Origin of the sequence: Streptomyces asoensis, from assembly GCF_016860545.1 — a bacterium.
GTDB lineage: Bacteria > Actinomycetota > Actinomycetes > Streptomycetales > Streptomycetaceae > Streptomyces > Streptomyces asoensis.
On the sequence record NZ_BNEB01000001.1, the window covers coordinates 110800 to 126916 of the forward strand.

General features: G+C 72.4%; 17 protein-coding genes and 1 riboswitch. Of the genes, 10 read left to right on the plus strand and 7 right to left on the minus strand.

The window, feature by feature from the left end; translation table 11 throughout:
• The first annotated feature begins 46 nt into the window (after positions 1-46).
• Positions 47-158: riboswitch (TPP riboswitch) on the plus strand.
• The 5 genes from thiO (at position 156) to Saso_RS00525 (ending at position 5355) form a co-directional block, all read left to right on the plus strand.
• Complete coding sequence (thiO, locus tag Saso_RS00505) at positions 156-1322, plus strand: glycine oxidase ThiO (protein ID WP_189916863.1); 1167 nt, start codon at positions 156-158, stop codon at positions 1320-1322. (Overlaps the previous riboswitch by 3 nt.)
• Positions 1319-1543 carry a sulfur carrier protein ThiS gene (thiS, locus tag Saso_RS00510; protein ID WP_189916865.1) on the plus strand — a complete coding sequence of 75 codons (225 nt, stop codon included), beginning with the start codon at positions 1319-1321 and terminating at the stop codon, positions 1541-1543. Before thiO ends, thiS begins: the two co-directional genes overlap by 4 nt.
• Positions 1544-1546: 3 nt before the next feature.
• Positions 1547-2341: a thiazole synthase gene (locus Saso_RS00515; protein ID WP_189916867.1), complete on the plus strand. Its 795-nt coding sequence runs from the start codon at positions 1547-1549 to the stop codon at positions 2339-2341.
• 160 nt (positions 2342-2501) lie between these two features.
• A complete protein-coding gene (gene pknB / locus Saso_RS00520) occupies positions 2502-4442 on the plus strand; it encodes a Stk1 family PASTA domain-containing Ser/Thr kinase (protein WP_189916869.1) in 1941 nt (646 codons plus the stop codon).
• A 34-nt stretch (positions 4443-4476) separates the two neighbouring features.
• A complete protein-coding gene (locus tag Saso_RS00525) occupies positions 4477-5355 on the plus strand; it encodes a deoxyribonuclease IV (RefSeq protein WP_189916871.1) in 879 nt (292 codons plus the stop codon).
• Between the two features lie 16 nt (positions 5356-5371).
• Here Saso_RS00525 and Saso_RS00530 read toward each other — a convergent pair whose 3' ends face one another.
• Positions 5372-6004, minus strand: a complete 633-nt coding sequence (locus Saso_RS00530) for a sulfite oxidase-like oxidoreductase (protein ID WP_189916873.1) — start codon at positions 6002-6004, stop codon at positions 5372-5374.
• Between the two features lie 196 nt (positions 6005-6200).
• Here Saso_RS00530 and bfr point away from each other — a divergent pair, with 196 nt between their 5' ends.
• Positions 6201-6680 carry a bacterioferritin gene (gene bfr / locus Saso_RS00535; protein WP_189916875.1) on the plus strand — a complete coding sequence of 160 codons (480 nt, stop codon included), beginning with the start codon at positions 6201-6203 and terminating at the stop codon, positions 6678-6680.
• Between the two features lie 45 nt (positions 6681-6725).
• Here bfr and Saso_RS00540 read toward each other — a convergent pair whose 3' ends face one another.
• Together Saso_RS00540 and Saso_RS00545 are read right to left on the minus strand one after the other, a co-directional pair.
• A complete protein-coding gene (locus tag Saso_RS00540) occupies positions 6726-6959 on the minus strand; it encodes a (2Fe-2S)-binding protein (protein ID WP_189916877.1) in 234 nt (77 codons plus the stop codon).
• 123 nt (positions 6960-7082) lie between these two features.
• Positions 7083-8435, minus strand: a complete 1353-nt coding sequence (locus tag Saso_RS00545; RefSeq protein ID WP_189916878.1) for a class II 3-deoxy-7-phosphoheptulonate synthase — start codon at positions 8433-8435, stop codon at positions 7083-7085.
• A gap of 96 nt (positions 8436-8531) precedes the next feature.
• Here Saso_RS00545 and Saso_RS39010 point away from each other — a divergent pair, with 96 nt between their 5' ends.
• Together Saso_RS39010 and Saso_RS00555 are read left to right on the plus strand one after the other, a co-directional pair.
• A complete protein-coding gene (locus tag Saso_RS39010; protein WP_078912442.1) occupies positions 8532-8588 on the plus strand; it encodes a trp operon leader peptide in 57 nt (18 codons plus the stop codon).
• 116 nt (positions 8589-8704) lie between these two features.
• A complete protein-coding gene (locus Saso_RS00555; RefSeq protein ID WP_189916880.1) occupies positions 8705-10597 on the plus strand; it encodes an anthranilate synthase family protein in 1893 nt (630 codons plus the stop codon).
• A gap of 20 nt (positions 10598-10617) precedes the next feature.
• Here Saso_RS00555 and Saso_RS00560 read toward each other — a convergent pair whose 3' ends face one another.
• The 4 genes from Saso_RS00560 to Saso_RS00575 all read right to left on the minus strand — a co-directional run bounded on the left by Saso_RS00560 (position 10618) and on the right by Saso_RS00575 (position 14479).
• Positions 10618-11646 carry a 6-phosphofructokinase gene (locus tag Saso_RS00560; RefSeq protein WP_189916882.1) on the minus strand — a complete coding sequence of 343 codons (1029 nt, stop codon included), beginning with the start codon at positions 11644-11646 and terminating at the stop codon, positions 10618-10620.
• A 117-nt stretch (positions 11647-11763) separates the two neighbouring features.
• Positions 11764-12444: a response regulator gene (locus Saso_RS00565; RefSeq protein ID WP_189916884.1), complete on the minus strand. Its 681-nt coding sequence runs from the start codon at positions 12442-12444 to the stop codon at positions 11764-11766.
• On the minus strand, positions 12441-13667 hold the full coding sequence (gene macS / locus Saso_RS00570) for a MacS family sensor histidine kinase (RefSeq protein ID WP_189916885.1): 1227 nt from the start codon (positions 13665-13667) through the stop codon (positions 12441-12443). Before macS ends, Saso_RS00565 begins: the two co-directional genes overlap by 4 nt.
• A 53-nt stretch (positions 13668-13720) precedes the next feature.
• Entirely contained in the window at positions 13721-14479 is a 759-nt protein-coding gene (locus tag Saso_RS00575) for a lysophospholipid acyltransferase family protein (RefSeq protein WP_189916886.1), read from the minus strand.
• A gap of 159 nt (positions 14480-14638) precedes the next feature.
• Here Saso_RS00575 and Saso_RS00580 point away from each other — a divergent pair, with 159 nt between their 5' ends.
• Both Saso_RS00580 and Saso_RS00585 read left to right on the plus strand, forming a co-directional pair.
• Positions 14639-15418 carry an alpha/beta hydrolase gene (locus Saso_RS00580; RefSeq protein ID WP_189916887.1) on the plus strand — a complete coding sequence of 260 codons (780 nt, stop codon included), beginning with the start codon at positions 14639-14641 and terminating at the stop codon, positions 15416-15418.
• Positions 15411-16064, plus strand: a complete 654-nt coding sequence (locus Saso_RS00585) for a hypothetical protein (protein WP_189916888.1) — start codon at positions 15411-15413, stop codon at positions 16062-16064. The genes Saso_RS00580 and Saso_RS00585 overlap by 8 nt, the downstream gene beginning before the upstream one ends.
• Positions 16065-16117 lie beyond the last annotated feature (53 nt).

Sequence of the window (16117 nt, forward strand, 5' to 3'; positions counted from 1 at the left end):
AGGCTCCCTTACAGAGGCGCCGGACCACGGGCTAGGGTGGCCAACCTAGAGCACTCGCGGGAGCCCGGACGCACCGGGCTGAGAGGGAGGCTGGCGGCCTCCGACCGTACGAACCTGATCCGGGTCATGCCGGCGAAGGGAGGGGCTGGACGCCCATGTCGTCTCCACGTACGTCAGACGTCCTCGTCATCGGTGGCGGGATCATCGGCCTGGTCACGGCCTGGCGGGCCGCGCAGCGCGGCTTCGCCACGGCGGTGGCCGATCCGGCGCCGGGCGGCGGGGCCGCCCAGGTGGCGGCCGGGATGCTGGCCGCCGTCACGGAACTGCACCACGGGGAGCAGACCCTGCTCGGGCTCAACCTGGCCTCGGCCCGCCGCTACCCGGACTTCGCGGCCGAGCTGACGGAGCTGACCGGGCACGACCTCGGCTACCGGCGCTGCGGCACGCTCGCGGTCGCCCTGGACTCCGACGACCGTGCCCACCTGCGCGAACTGCACGCCCTGCAAGCGCGGTCGGGGCTGGAGTCGGAGTGGCTGTCCGGCCGGGAGTGCCGGCGCCTGGAGCCGCTGCTCGCACCGGGGGTGCGGGGCGGACTGCGGGTGGACGGCGACCACCAGATCGACCCGCGGCGGCTGACCGCCGCGCTGCTGGCCGCCTGCGAGCGGGCCGGGGTGGTCTTCCACCGCGTGCGGGCCGAGCGGCTGTCCGTCGCCGGCGGGAGGGCCGCGGGGGTCGTCACGCGGGACGGCGCGACGCTGGCCGCGGGGCAGGTGGTGCTCGCGGGCGGCAGCCTGAGCGGGCGGCTCGCGGGGGTCCCGCGGGACGTGCTGCCCCCGGTGCGGCCGGTGAAGGGCCAGGTGCTGCGGCTTACCGTGACGCCGCGCTACGCGCCGTTCCTGAGCCGGACGGTGCGGGCGGTGGTGCGCGGCAGCCAGGTGTACCTGGTCCCCCGGGAGAACGGCGAGCTCGTCGTGGGCGCGACCAGCGAGGAACTGGGCTGGGACACCACGGTGACGGCGGGGGGCGTGTACGAGCTGCTGCGCGACGCCCACGAGCTGGTCCCGGGCATCACCGAACTGCCCCTCACCGAGACGCGCGCGGGGCTGCGGCCCGGCACTCCGGACAACGCGCCGCTGCTCGGCCCGACGCAGCTGCCGGGACTGCTGCTGGCCACCGGGCACTACCGCAACGGCGTGCTGCTGACACCGGTGACGGGCGACGCGATGGCGCACGTCCTGGCCACCGGGGAACTCCCCGACGAGGCCCGTCCCTTCACCCCCCGGCGCTTCGGCGCCGCCGCACTCTCGGAGCAGCCCGTATGAACGCCCGCACCGGCGCCGCCGTGCACGTCTCGGTCAACGGGGAGCGGCGGGAGTTCGCTCCCGGCACGGCTCTCGACAGCGTCGTCCGGTCCCTGACGGCCGCGCCCTCCGGGGTGGCCGCCGCGCTCAACGAGACCGTCGTCCCGCGCGCGCGGTGGGCGGTCACGGTGCTCGGCGACGGCGACCGGGTGGAGGTCCTCACCGCGGTCCAGGGGGGCTGAGCCATGGCGGACGACTCCTTCGTCCTCGGCGGTGTGCCGCTCTCCTCGCGCCTGATCATGGGGACGGGCGGTGCGCCCAGCCTGGAGGTGCTGGAACGGGCCCTGGTGGCGTCCGGCACCGAGCTGACGACGGTCGCCATGCGGCGGGTGGACCCCTCGGTGCACGGTTCCGTGCTGTCGGTGCTGGAGCGGCTCGGCATCGGGGTGCTGCCGAACACGGCGGGGTGCTTCACCGCAGGGGAGGCGGTGCTCACGGCCAGGCTGGCCCGGGAGGCGCTGGGCACCTCCCTGGTCAAGCTGGAGGTCGTCGCCGACGAGCGCACCCTGCTGCCGGACCCGATCGAGCTGCTGGAGGCGGCCGAGACCCTGGTGGACGACGGTTTCACGGTGCTGCCGTACACCAACGACGATCCGGTGCTGGCCAGGAAGCTGGAGGACGTGGGGTGCGCGGCGGTGATGCCGCTGGGTTCGCCGATCGGCTCCGGCCTGGGCATCCGCAACCCGCACAACTTCCGGCTGATCGTCGAGCACGCGCGGGTGCCGGTGATCCTGGACGCGGGGGCCGGTACGGCGTCGGACGCGGCGCTGGCCATGGAGCTGGGCTGCGCCGGGGTGATGCTGGCGTCGGCGGTCACCCGGGCGCGGGATCCGGAGCGGATGGCTTCGGCGATGCGGGCCGGGGTGGAGGCGGGGCGGCTGGCCCGGCTGGCCGGCCGGATCCCGCCCCGCTACTTCGCCGAGGCGTCCTCGCCCGTGGAGGGCCGGGCGGTGCTGGACCCCGAGCGTCCCGCCTTCTGACCGCGGGCGACTGCCGTCCTCCGAACGCGAGCGGCTGCCGTCCGGTCTACGGAGCCGGGCGCCGCCGGGCCGGTGCATTGCGTCACAGGTCGGCCCCAGTAGCGCTGCGATCGCGGTGGAACCGGCGGCGCTGTCGGCGGCGGCTCGTACACTCACCTGCGTGGACACGACCCTTCAGGACCCTCTGGTCGGGCAGCTGCTCGACGGCCGGTATCGCGTCGAGGCGCGGATCGCGGTCGGCGGGATGGCCACGGTCTACCGGGCCGTGGACACCCGCCTGGACCGCGTGCTCGCGCTCAAGGTGATGCATCCGGCGCTCGCCGCCGACGGGGCGTTCGTCGAACGGTTCATCCGGGAGGCGAAGTCCGTCGCCCGGCTGGCCCACCCGAACGTGGTCCAGGTGTTCGACCAGGGCACCGACGGGTCGTACGTCTACCTGGCCATGGAGTACATCGCCGGGTGCACGCTGCGTGACGTGCTGCGCGAGCGCGGGGCGCTCCAGCCGCGCGCCGCGCTGGACATCCTGGAGCCCGTGCTTGCGGCGCTCGGCGCCGCGCACCGGGCCGGGTTCGTGCACCGGGACATGAAGCCCGAGAACGTCCTGATAGGGGACGACGGTCGGGTCAAGGTCGCGGACTTCGGGCTGGTCCGGTCCGTCGACACCGTGACCAGCACCACGGGGGCCGTGCTGGGCACGGTCGCCTATCTCGCCCCCGAGCAGATCGAGCAGCCCGGCGTCGCCGACCCCCGCGTCGACGTGTACGCGTGCGGGGTGGTGCTCCACGAGATGCTCACCGGCGAGAAGCCGCACGACGGGGACTCCCCCGCGATCGTGCTCTACAAGCACCTGCACGAGGACGTCCCGCCGCCGTCGGCCCTGGTGCCCGGCCTGCCCTTCGAGCTGGACGCGCTGGTCGCGTCGGCCACCGCCCGTGATCCCGGCGCCCGGGCCCATGACGCCGTCGCGCTGCTGGGCCGGACGCTGGAGACGCGCGCCGCGCTCACCGACGAGCAGCTGGACCTGGTGCCGCCGCAGGCCGTCTCCGACGGCCACGACATCGCCGAGGACCGCACGAGCGTGATTCCGCGCTCGCTCACGGTGCCCCGGCCGCTGCCCGTCGACGGGGACGTCCCCGCGGGCGGCGAGGACCCGCTCGACCGCACCTCGCAGTTCCGCAGCCCGCCGCCGCTGCCGCCCCGGCGCCGTACCGTGCGGCCCCGGCGCGGGGTGCTGGCGCTCGTCACCGCGCTCCTGCTGGTGCTCGGTGTGGGCGCCGGCGTCTGGTACATCAACTCCGGCCAGTTCACCAAGGTCCCGGCGGTGCTGACGCAGAAGGAGGCGCAGGCCAGGGCACGGCTGGAGGCCGCCGGGCTGAAGGTCGGCAAGGTCGAGCACCGCAACAGCGACACCGTGAAGCGCGGCACCGTCATGGAGACGGACCCCGGGCCGGGCGCCCGGATCCGCAAGCACGACGCGGTGACGCTCACGGTGTCCGACGGCCCGGAGATCGTGAAGGTGCCCGATGTGAAGGGCTCCCGGCTCGACAAGGCCGAGCAGTTGCTGAAGGAGGACGGCCTGGAGCCGGGGCTGGTCGACAAGGCGTTCAGCGAGGACGTCCTGAAGGGCTTCGTGATCAGCACCGACCCGGCGGCCGGCACCGAGCGCCGGGCGGGCACCGCGGTGTCGATCGTGGTCAGCAAGGGCAGCCCGGTCGACGTGCCGGACGTCACCGGCGAGGACCTGGCCGACGCCCGCGCCGAGCTGGCGGAGGCCGGACTGAAGGTGAAGGTCGCCGCCGGTCAGGTCAACTCCGAGTTCGACAAGGGCCAGGTGGCGGCGCAGACCCCGGAGGCGGACAGCGAGGCCGCCGACGGCGACACGGTGACGCTGACCCTGTCCAAGGGGCCCGAGCTGGTCGAGGTGCCGGACGTGGTCGGCGCGAGCGTCGACGACGCCAAGTCGCTCCTCGAGCAGTCCGGGTTCGAGGTCAAGGAGGACCGGGGACTGCTCGGGCTGTTCGGCGACACCGTGAAGAAGCAGTCGGTGAAGGCCGGCGACTCGGCGCCCAAGGGGTCGACGATCACGATCACCATCCGGTGACGGGCGGGCCCCGCGGGCATGACACCCTGAACGGGTGAGTCCGCGAGCCCCCTTCCCCTCCCGCAACCCCGTCGGCGGCCATGTCCCGGTGGCCGGCGGTCTGCACGACGTGGGCATGTCCTACGCGCACGACCTGGGCGCCGAGGCGGTCCAGGTGTTCGTCGCCAACCCGCGCGGCTGGGCCACGCCCGTCGGCAGTCCGCGCCAGGACGAGGCCTTCCGCCAGGCGTGCGCGGCCCGTTCGGTCCCGGCCTACGTGCACGCGCCGTACCTGATCAACTTCGGCTCGCACACCGAGGCGACCGCCGAGAGGTCGGTGGAGTCGATGCGGCACTCGCTGCGTCGCGGCCGGGAGATCGGCGCGCTCGGGGTGGTCGTCCACACGGGGAGCGCGACGGGCGGCCGGGACCGGTCCGTGGCGCTGAAGCAGGTGCGGGAGCACCTGCTTCCCCTGCTGGACGAGCTGACCCACGACGACGACCCGTTCCTGCTGCTGGAGTCCACGGCGGGCCAGGGCTCGTCGCTCTGCTCCCGGACCTGGGACTTCGGGCCGTACTTCGAGGCGCTGGACTCCCATCCGCGGCTGGGTGTCTGCCTCGACACCTGTCACATCTTCGCGGCCGGCCACGATCTGACCGGTCCGGCCGGGATGCACGAGACGCTCGACCTGCTGGTGGACACGGTGGGCGAGGGCAGGCTGAAGCTGGTCCACGCCAACGACTCCAAGGACGTGGCGGGAGCCCACAAGGACCGGCACGAGAACATCGGCGCCGGGCACATCGGCGAGGACCCGTTCCGGGCGCTGATGACGCATCCGGCCACCGCGGGCGTACCGCTGATCATCGAGACGCCCGGCGGCAAGGAAGGCCACGCGACGGACGTGGAACGGCTGAAGAAGCTCCGCGACGGCTGACGCCGCGGGGCATCCGTCAGAGTTCGGGTCCGTCCCCCGGGCCCTCCTGGTACGAGTAGCGCTGTTCCTTCCAGGGGTCGCCGACGTTGTGGTAGCCGCGCTCCTCCCAGAAGCCGCGGCGGTCCGCGGTCATGTACTCGACGCCGCGGACCCACTTGGGGCCCTTCCAGGCGTAGAGGTGCGGGACGACCAGCCGCAGCGGGAAGCCGTGCTCGGCGGTGAGCAGCTCGCCGTCCTTGTGGGTGGCGAAGATCGTGCGCTCGGAGGCGAAGTCGGACAGCCGCAGGTTCGAGCTGAATCCGTACTCGGCCCACACCATCACATGGGTGACGTTCGGGGCCGGGGGTGCGCTCTCCAGGATCGTGCGGGCCGGGATCCCGCCCCATTCGGCGCCGAGCATGCTGAACTTCGTCACGCAGTGCAGATCGGCCACGACGGAGGCGTAGGGGAGGGCCGTGAACTCGTCGTGGCTCCAGCAGTGCTTCTCGCCGTCGGCGGTGGCGCCGAAGACCCGGAACTCCCAGCGCTCGGGGCGGAACCGGGGCACCGGGCCGTAGTGCGTGACCGGCCAGCCCCGCTGGAGCCGCTGTCCCGGCGGAAGCTCGGACACCGCCTCTTCTCCAGACCCACGCTCCACCGGTTGCCCCATGACTCCATCCTGACAGACCCCGGACGGTGCACATGACCAGCCATGACCGGGCATATCCCGAATCGGGCAAGTGCGACTAAGCATGCACTAACTTACTAAGTACGCACTTACTGGACGATCTTCGGCACCGGTGCAATCATGCGGCGGCAACCTCCCGATTCCTCATCCCGATCCCCGTCCGGAAGGAGCCTCTGCGATGCAGGGCGACCCCGAGGTCATCGAGTTCCTCAACGAGCAGCTCACCGGCGAGCTCACCGCGATCAACCAGTACTTCCTGCACGCCAAGATGCAGGAGAACTTCGGCTGGACGAAGCTCGCCAAGTACACGCGGCACGAGTCGTTCGACGAGATGAAGCACGCCGAGGTGCTCACCGACCGGATCCTGTTCCTGGAGGGGCTGCCGAACTACCAGCGGCTGTTCCACGTCCGCGTCGGACAGACGGTCAAGGAGATGTTCGAGGCCGACCGGCAGGTCGAGGTCGAGGCGATCGACCGGCTGAAGCGCGGCATCAAGGTGATGCGGGAAAAGGGTGACATCACGTCCGCGAACATCTTCGAGTCGATCCTCGCGGACGAGGAGCACCACATCGACTACCTCGACACCCAGCTGGACCTGGTGGAGAAGCTCGGCGAGGCGCTCTACCTGGCGCAGCTGATCGAGCAGCCGGAGAGCTGACACCCGCGGGGTTCGCGCGGGCCGGGCCGGGAGCCGGGTGGCCCCTCAGGCGGCTTCTTCGAGCAGCTCCGCGTCGGACGCCACCAGCGCGCCCCGGTCGGCGAGGTCGCGCCGGGGCAGGGCGCCCCGCCCGAGGATCGCCTGGATGCGGCGGACGCAGGAGCCGCAGTCGGTGCCCGCCTTGCAGGCGGAGGCTATCTGGCGGGGCGTGCAGGCACCGCTCGCCGCGTGCTGCTGGACCTGCGCCTCGGTCACACCGAAGCAACTGCACACGAACACGCGGATTCACCTCCCGCCGAGATCAATAAGGCTAACCTAACCTTACCCGGCGCTCCGAGTCTGCAAAAGGCCGGTGGGGCGCGGATCGTATGTGATCCGCGCCCCACCGCCGTGCTCCGCGGGCTACTGGTCCCGGTACATCTCCGCGACGAGGAAGGCCAGGTCCAGGGACTGGCTCCGGTTGAGACGCGGGTCGCAGGCCGTCTCGTAGCGCTGGTGGAGGTCGTCGACGAAGATCTCGTCGCCGCCTCCCACGCACTCGGTGACGTCGTCGCCGGTGAGCTCCACGTGGATGCCGCCCGGGTGGGTGCCGAGGCCCTTGTGGACCTCGAAGAAGCCCTTGACCTCGTCGAGCACGTCGTCGAACCGGCGGGTCTTGTGACCCGAGGCCGCCTCGTAGGTGTTGCCGTGCATCGGGTCGGTGATCCAGGCCACCGTCGCGCCCGAGGCGCTGACCTTCTCGACCAGCTCGGGCAGCTTGTCGCGGACCTTGTCGGCGCCCATGCGCACGATGAAGGTCAGCCGCCCGGGCTCACGGTCCGGGTCCAGACGGTCGATGTACTGGAGCGCCTCCTCGGCCGTGGTCGTCGGGCCGAGCTTGATGCCGATCGGGTTGCGGATCTTCGAGGCGAACTCGATGTGGGCGTGGTCCAGCTGCCGGGTGCGCTCACCGATCCACACCATGTGCGCCGAGACGTCGTACAGCCGCCCGGTGCGGGAGTCGACCCGGGTCAGGGCGGACTCGTAGTCGAGCAGCAGCGCCTCGTGCGAGGAGAAGAACTCGACCGTCTTGAACTCCTCCGGGTCGGCCCCGCAGGCGTGCATGAAGTTCAGCGCCTGGTCGATCTCGCGCGCGAGCTGCTCGTAGCGCTGACCGGACGGGGACGACTTCACGAAGTCCTGGTTCCAGGCGTGCACCTGGCGCAGGTCGGCGTAACCACCGGTGGTGAAGGCGCGCACCAGGTTGAGCGTGGAGGCGGACGCGTTGTACATCCGCTTCAGCCGCTCGGGGTCCGGGACCCGGGACTTCTCGTCGAAGGCGAAGCCGTTGACGGAGTCGCCGCGGTACGTCGGCAGGGTCACGCCGTCGCGGGTCTCGGTGCCCTTGGAGCGCGGCTTGGAGTACTGGCCGGCGATCCGGCCGACCTTGACGACCGGCACCGAGGCCGCGTACGTCAGCACGGCGCCCATCTGGAGCAGCGTCTTGAGCTTGTTGCGGATGTGATCGGCGGACACGGCGTCGAAGGCCTCGGCGCAGTCGCCGCCCTGGAGGAGGAACGCCTCTCCCTTGGCGACGGCCGCCATCCGGGCGCGCAGCTGGTCGCACTCGCCCGCGAAGACGAGCGGCGGATACGACTCGAGGTCCGCGATCACTGCGCGCAGAGCCTCGGTGTCGGGGTACTCGGGCTGCTGCGCCGCGGGCAGGTCTCGCCAGGTGTTGCCAGCGCTCGCGCTGGTCTTAGCGTTCACGGTCACGCCCTCCACATTACGGGGTCGTGTCGAGTCGTTTTCGCCCGGCTCGACAGGTGAGACGCCCTCCTGCTCAGGTGGGCGTGGGGTAGGGTGCGTCCCATGTTCGCGCTTTCGACCCAGAACTGGTGGTGGACCGCTCATCCGGCGGCCCACTGACTGCGCGTACGCAAGACTTCGCGAAGGCCGCCCGAGGGGCGGCCTTCGGCGTTTGCGGGGCCGTTCCTCACCGATACCGACACCGATCCCCGACGGGGTCGGCGGAAGAGGAACCCATGGACCTGGCACGGCTGCTCCACGACGACCGCCCCTTCGCCCTGCTCCGCCGGCGCGCCCCCGGCCATGACGCGGACACGGTGGAGGTGCTGCTCGGCCCGGTCGCCACGTACGACCGGCTCGCCGAGCTCCCCGAGGAGGGGCTGGCGCTCGTGCCCTTCCGGCAGATCCGCGAGCGGGGCTTCGACGTGACCGACGACGGGACACCGCTTGCGGTGCTGATCCCCGAGGAGACCCACGTCCTGCCCCTGGCGGACGCCCTGGCCCAGCTCCCGGCCCATGACGTGGCCGTCGAGGACGGCGGCTTCGACGTGACCGACGAGCGCTACGCGGAGATCGTCGGGCGGGTGCTGCGGGACGAGATCGGGCGGGGCGAGGGCGCCAACTTCGTGATCCGGCGCACGTACGAGGGGCGGATCGCGGGGTTCGGCCGGGCCGACGCGCTGGCCCTCTTCCGGCGGCTGCTGGAGGGCGAGCGGGGCGCCTACTGGACGTTCGTCGTGCACACCGGGGACCGCACGCTGGTGGGCGCCAGCCCTGAGGTGCATGTGCGGATGTCCGGCGGCACGGTCGTGATGAACCCGATCAGCGGCACGTACCGGTATCCGGCGGAGGGCCCGACGCCCGAGCGTCTGCTGGACTTCCTCGCCGACGGCAAGGAGATCGAGGAGCTGTCGATGGTCGTCGACGAGGAACTCAAGATGATGTGCACCGTCGGCGACATGGGCGGGGTGGTGGTCGGACCGCGGCTGAAGGAGATGGCGCATCTGGCGCACACGGAGTACGAGCTGCGCGGGAGATCCTCGCTGGACGTGCGGGAGGTGTTGCGCGAGACCATGTTCGCGGCGACCGTCACCGGTTCGCCGGTGCAGAACGCCTGCCGGGTCATCGAGCGCCACGAGGCGGGCGGACGGGGTTACTACGCCGGGGCGCTGGCCCTGCTGGGCCGGGACGCGGGCGGCGCGCAGACCCTCGACTCCCCGATCCTCATCCGCACCGCCGACATCGACGCGGCCGGAGGGCTGCGGGTGCCGGTCGGCGCCACCCTCGTCCGGGGTTCGGACCCCGCGGGCGAGGTGGCGGAGACGCACGCGAAGGCGGCGGGCGTGCTGACGGCGCTCGGGGTACGGCCCGGCGGGCCCCGCGCGCAGGGGGCCCGGCCCCGGCTGGCGGACGATCCGCGGGTGCGGGCGGCGCTGGACGGACGGCGGGCCTCGCTGGCGCCGTTCTGGCTGCGGATGCAGGAGCCGACGCGGGAGCTGACCGGGCACGCGCTCGTCGTCGACGGCGAGGACACCTTCACCGCGATGCTCGCGCACGTGCTGCGCTCGATCGGTCTCGACGTGAGCGTGCGGCGCTACGACGAGCCCGGCCTGGCGGCGGAGGTGCTCGCGCACGAGGGTCCTGTCGTGCTCGGTCCGGGCCCCGGCGACCCGTCCGACCTGGGCGACCCGAAGATGCGGTCGCTGCGGGAGCTGACCGCGCGGGTGGTCCGGGAGCACCGCGGCGGTGTCCTCGGGGTCTGCCTCGGGCACGAGCTGATCGCGGCGGAGCTGGGGCTGGACATCGTCCGCAAGGAGGTTCCGTACCAGGGGGCGCAGACGGTGGTGGACCTGTTCGGGCGGGAGGAGACCGTCGGCTTCTACAACAGCTTCGTGGCGCGGTGCGACGACGAGGCGGCGCGGGAGCTGGCCGCGCACGGGGTGGAGGTGAGCCGGGCGCCGAACGGCGAGGTGCACGCGCTGCGCGGGCCCGGCCGCGCCGGGGGCGGGCCCGCGAACGCGATCGCCGGGGTCCAGTTCCACCCGGAGTCGGTGCTGACGCTGAACGGGCCGTCCGTGGTCCGCGAGCTGATGGCCCGGGTGTGCGCCGGGCCCGCGGCGGCCCTTTAGCGACGACGACGGCGCGGCCGTCAGCCGAAGAACACGCCCACCTCGGTGTACAGCTCGGGGTTCACCGTCTTGAGTCTCGCGGTGGCCTCGGCGATCGGTACGCGGACGATGTCCGTGCCGCGCAGGGCGACCATGACACCGTGGTCGCCCTCGTGGACGGCGTCGATGGCGTGCAGGCCGAAGCGGGTGGCGAGCCAGCGGTCGAAGGCGCTCGGTGTGCCGCCGCGCTGGACGTGGCCGAGGACCGTCGTACGGGCCTCCTTGCCGGTCCGCCGCTCGATCTCCTTGGCGAGCCACTCGCCGACGCCGGACAGCCGGACGTGGCCGAAGGAGTCCAGCGACCCGTCCTTGAGTACCACGTCACCGTCCTTGGGCACGGCGCCCTCGGCGACGACCACGATCGGGGCGTACGACGCCCGGAAGCGGGAGGTCACCCAGGCGCAGACCTGCTCGATGTCGAAGCGCTGCTCGGGGATGAGGATCACGTTGGCGCCGCCGGCCAGGCCCGAGTGCAGGGCGATCCAGCCGGCGTGGCGGCCCATCACCTCGACGACCAGGACGCGCATGTGGGACTCGGCGGTGGTGTGCAGCCGGTCGATGGCCTCGGTCGCGATGCCCACGGCGGTGTCGAAGCCGAAGGTGTAGTCGGTGGCGGACAGGTCGTTGTCGATGGTCTTGGGCACGCCGACGCACGGCACCCCGTACTCGTCGCACAGCCGGGCGGCGACGCCGAGGGTGTCCTCGCCGCCGATGGTGACGAGGGCGTCGACCCCCTGCCGGGCGAGGGTGTCCTTGATCCGGCGGATGCCGTCCTCCTCCTTGAGGGGGTTGGTCCGCGAGGAGCCGAGGATGGTGCCGCCCCGGGGGAGGATGCCGCGCACGGTGGGGATGTCGAGGCGGATCGAGCGTCCTTCCAGGGGGCCCCGCCAGCCGTCCCGGAAGCCGACGAACTCATGGCCGTACTCCTGGACGCCCTTGCGGACGATCGCCCGGATGACGGCGTTGAGGCCGGGGCAGTCCCCGCCTCCGGTCAGTACTCCTACGCGCATGGAAGTGTCCCTTCGCCGCGGTTGGCCGACGAAGGTCACGGTAATGGTGATCCAGGTCACACAGATATGCCCCGGCGGGGGCAAATCCGTTGGATCAACGAGGAGTTGGCCGCACCCTCACTCGTCGTCCAGGCCGCGCTCTATGGCGTACCGGACCAGTTCCACCCGGTTGTGCAGCTGGAGTTTGCCCAGGGTGTTCTGGACGTGGTTCTGGACCGTGCGGTGGGAGATGACCAGACGCTCGGCGATCTGCTTGTAGCTCAGCCCCTTGGCGACCAGGCGCAGCACCTCGGTCTCCCGGTCGGTCAGCCGGGGCGCGTCGGGTTCGTCACCGCGGCCGGTGGCCGGGCCGGGGTCGGACGCCAGCCTGCGGTACTCGCCGAGGACCAGTCCGGCCAGACCGGGAGTGAACACGGGGTCGCCCACGGCGGTGCGGCGGACCGCGTCCAGCAGTTCCTCCGTGGACGCCGACTTCAGCAGGTAGCCGGTCGCGCCGGACTTCACGGCCTCCAGCACGTCCGCGTGCTCACCGCTGGCCGACAGCACCAGGACGCGCAGCGCGGGATCGGCCGCGACGACCTCCTTGCAGACCTGCACCCCGGGCTTGGCCGGCAGGTTCAGGTCCAGCACCAGCACGTCGGGCGCGGCCGCCCTGGCCCGCCGCACGGCCTGCTCGCCGTCGCCCGCGGTGGCGACCACGTCCAGGCCGGCCTCCGCCAGGTCCCGGGCGACCGCGTCGCGCCACATCGGGTGGTCGTCGACCACCATCACCTTGATCGGATCCTGCTGCCCGCTCATCGCGCTCCCGCCTTCCCCCGCCGTACGTCGTTCTCCTTGGGCACCGTCAGTTCGACCTCCGTGCCCTGCCCCGGGACGGAGACCAGCTCGGCGCTGCCGCCGAGGTCGCGCAGCCGGCCCCGGATCGACTGGGCGACCCCGAGCCGCCCCTCCCCCTCGGCCTGCGCGAGCCGGCCCTCGGGGATGCCCGGCCCGTCGTCCCGCACGGTGACGATCACCGCGCCGGGTTCGTCCTCGACGAGGATCCAGGCCCGCGCGTCCTCCCCCGCGTGCCGGCGCACGTTGTCCAGGGCCGCACCGACCGCCGCGGCCAGTTCCCCGGCGGCGGGCCCGGGCAGCAGCACCGGGGCGCCGGGCTCGGCGAGGTTGACGCGGGCGGCGGCGTAGGGCGCGAGCAGTGTACGCAGGTCGACCGGGGCACCTTGGTCCTCCGTCTCCTCCACCAGCCGCACCACGGCGCCGTCCGCCGCGTCCTGCGACACCCGGGAGACGGGCAGCAGACCGCCGGCGACCAGGGTGCGCAGCGCGACCTCCTGCTCACCGGCCAGCCGGCCGAGCTCCTCCGCCTCGCCGCCCAGGACGGCGCCGCGCCGCTGCACCATGGCCAGCACCTGGAGCACCCCGTCGTGGATGTCCCGGGCGAGCCGCTCCCGTTCCCTGGTCGCGGCCTCGATCTCCAGCGCCCGGGCGAGGGTGCGCTCCGAGGCGCGGGCGACCTCGACGACGTAGCCGATGGCGATGGAGGCGACCCAGACGAGGACCACGTTGTGGATGGTGTCGCGGGCCGGGGTGCCGCGCTCCACCAGATTGGCGATCGCCACGGCGCTGGAGGCGCCCGCCGCCCACCGCCAGCCGCCCTTGATGGCGAACGCCAGCACCGATCCGGCGGTCCATATCGACGGCAGCGTCGGACCGCCCGACTGGATGCGTGCGTGGCTGTCCGCGACGGTCGTGAGCATGATGCCGGCGATCGCGACCGTGAGGTCGGCGGCGAGGAAGCGCTTGGTGCAGCTCGCCGCGTTCGCCACCTTGGGCAGGGTGGCCAGGGTCCAGACGGACAGCACGCAGTAGTAGCCGACGGCGACCCACGGCCGGGCGAACCCGTCGTAGGCGGTGGCGAAGAACCCCACCGCGTACAGCATGGTGAGCACCCGGTACCCGGCGAGCGCGCGCCACAGCGGCAGCTCGACCGACATCCTCATGACTTGCTCGCGCCTGGCCATCCGTCCCCCGCCCCCGGGCCCCGCCTGCCGACTGTGCGCCGCCGATCCGGCGGCTACTGCTCCTGGTCCTTCTTCGCCTGGTCCTTCTCGGCCTGCGCGAGCGCCGCCTTCGCGGCCTTCTCCGCCTCCTTGTCGGCCTTCGCCGCCTCCGCGATCTGCCGCTTCGCGGCGGTCGCGTACATGTCGACGTACTCCTGACCGGAGAGCTTCATGATCTCGTACATGACCTCGTCGGTCAGTGCGCGCAGCACGAAGCGGTCGTGTTCCATGCCCTGGTAGCGGCCGAAGTCCAGCGGCCTGCCGATGCGGATGCCGGGCCGCATGACCTTCGGCAGGACCTTCCCCGGCGGCTGGATCTTCTCCGTGTCGATCATCGCGACCGGGATCACGGGTGCGCCGGTGGCCAGCGCCACGCGCGCGAGGCCGCCCGGTTTGCCGCGGTAGAGCCGGCCGTCGGGCGACCGGGTGCCCTCCGGGTAGATGCCGAACAGCTCGCCCCGCTCCAGCACCTCGATACCGCTGCGGACCGCGGCCTCGCCCGCCCCGCGGCCGCCGGAGCGGTCCACCGGGAGCTGGCCGACGCCCTTGAAGAAGGCCGCTGTCAGCCGGCCCTTCACCCCGGGCGTGGTGAAGTACTCCGCCTTCGCGATGAAGGTGACCTTGCGGTCGAGGACCGCGGGCAGGAAGAACGAGTCCGAGAAGGACAGGTGGTTGCTCGCCAGGATCGCGGGGCCCTCGGCGGGAATGTTCTCGAGGCCTTCCACCCAGGGCCTGAAGGTGACCTTCAGCGGTCCCCCGATAGCGACCTTCATCGCGCCGTACAACAAGCCAGTGCCTCCTGTTGGTGTAGCTCAGACCTTAACCCGGAGTGGCCGCAAAGGATCCGACGACCCTGGTCGGTGTCAGTGCGGTCGCGTACGGTGAAGCACACGTCCCCTCCACGAAGAACACACGAAGACAGGAGACCGAAGGTGCCGGTCCTCCCTGGAGCAGAGCCGTACCGCCACGAGGGCGGCGAGGTCGGGGTGCTCCTCTGCCACGGCTTCACCGGTTCCCCGCAGTCGCTGCGCCCCTGGGCCGGCTACCTGGCCGGGCAGGGGCTGACGGTCTCCCTCCCGCTGCTGCCCGGGCACGGCACGCGCTGGCAGGACATGGCGCCGACCGGCTGGCCCGACTGGTACGCGGGCGTGGACCGCGAGCTGCGCGCGCTGCGCGACCGGTGCGCGCGGGTGTTCGTGGCCGGGCTGTCGATGGGCGGCGCGCTGGCCCTGCGGCTGGCCGCGAAGCACGGTGAGGGGGTGGACGGCGTCATCGTCGTCAACCCGGCGAACAAGGTGCACGGCCTCTCCGCGTACGCCCTCCCGGTGGCCCGCCATCTCGTGCGCACGACCAGGGGGATCACCAGCGACATCGCGAAGCCGGGCGTGCTGGAGAGCGGGTACGACCGGGTGCCGCTGCACGCGGCGCACTCCCTGCGGACCTTCCTGCGGCTGGTCGACGGCGAGCTGCCCCAGGTCACCCAGCCGCTGCTGCTCCTGCACAGCGCCCAGGACCACGTCGTGCCGCCCGCCGACACGGCCCGGATCCTCGGCCGGGTCTCGTCCACCGACGTGAGCGAGATCCTGCTGGAACAGAGCTACCACGTGGCAACGTTGGACCACGATGCGGACCGGATCTTCGAGGAGAGCTACGCGTTCATCGCCCGGATCGCGCCCAGTGTCGGCAAGGAAGGGACGGCCGTAGGTGGCTGAGCACGACTCCGACCGTGAGGACCGGGAGAACCGGGACGAGCGGGAGGGCCGGGAGGGCCGGGAACCGGAGGAGCAGAGCGTGCCCTTCGACGAGGACGCCGCGTGGGCGGCGATCGTCGCGGGGTACGGCGAGGAGCCCGCCGACCCGCCGGGCGCCAAGCCCTTCAAGTCGGTGGAGGACCTGGCGCTCCTCGAGGTCGAACCGAACGACGAGGCTCCCGCGGCCGCGGCCGCCGAGGAGCCCGTGAAGGACCCCGCCGGGGAACCCGCCGCCGGCGCCGACGAGGAGAAGGAACCGGCCAGGCCGCTGGGCAGCTCGATCGCCTTCGCGCCCGGTGTCGGCCCCCGCGACCACACCCCGCCCGAGCCCGCGGAGGACGACTTCGACGGGGACGACGAGGGCCACTTCGTCCCGCCCGAGCCGCCGCCGCTGCCCGCCGCCGACACCACGGCCAAGTTCGCCTGGCTCGGCGTGATCGGCGGCCCGGTGCTGCTCCTGCTCGCGGTCCTGCTGGGCTGGGAGATGACCTGGTGGCTCTCGACCGTCGGCATCGGCGGTTTCCTCGGCGGTTTCGCCACGCTCGTGACGCGGATGCGCACGGACGACGAGGAGGACGGGGACCCGGGGCGGGGAGCCGTCGTCTAGGCGGAACCCCTGGCGGGCGGCGAGCGCGGGGAGCCTCGGACTCGGGGTGCCGG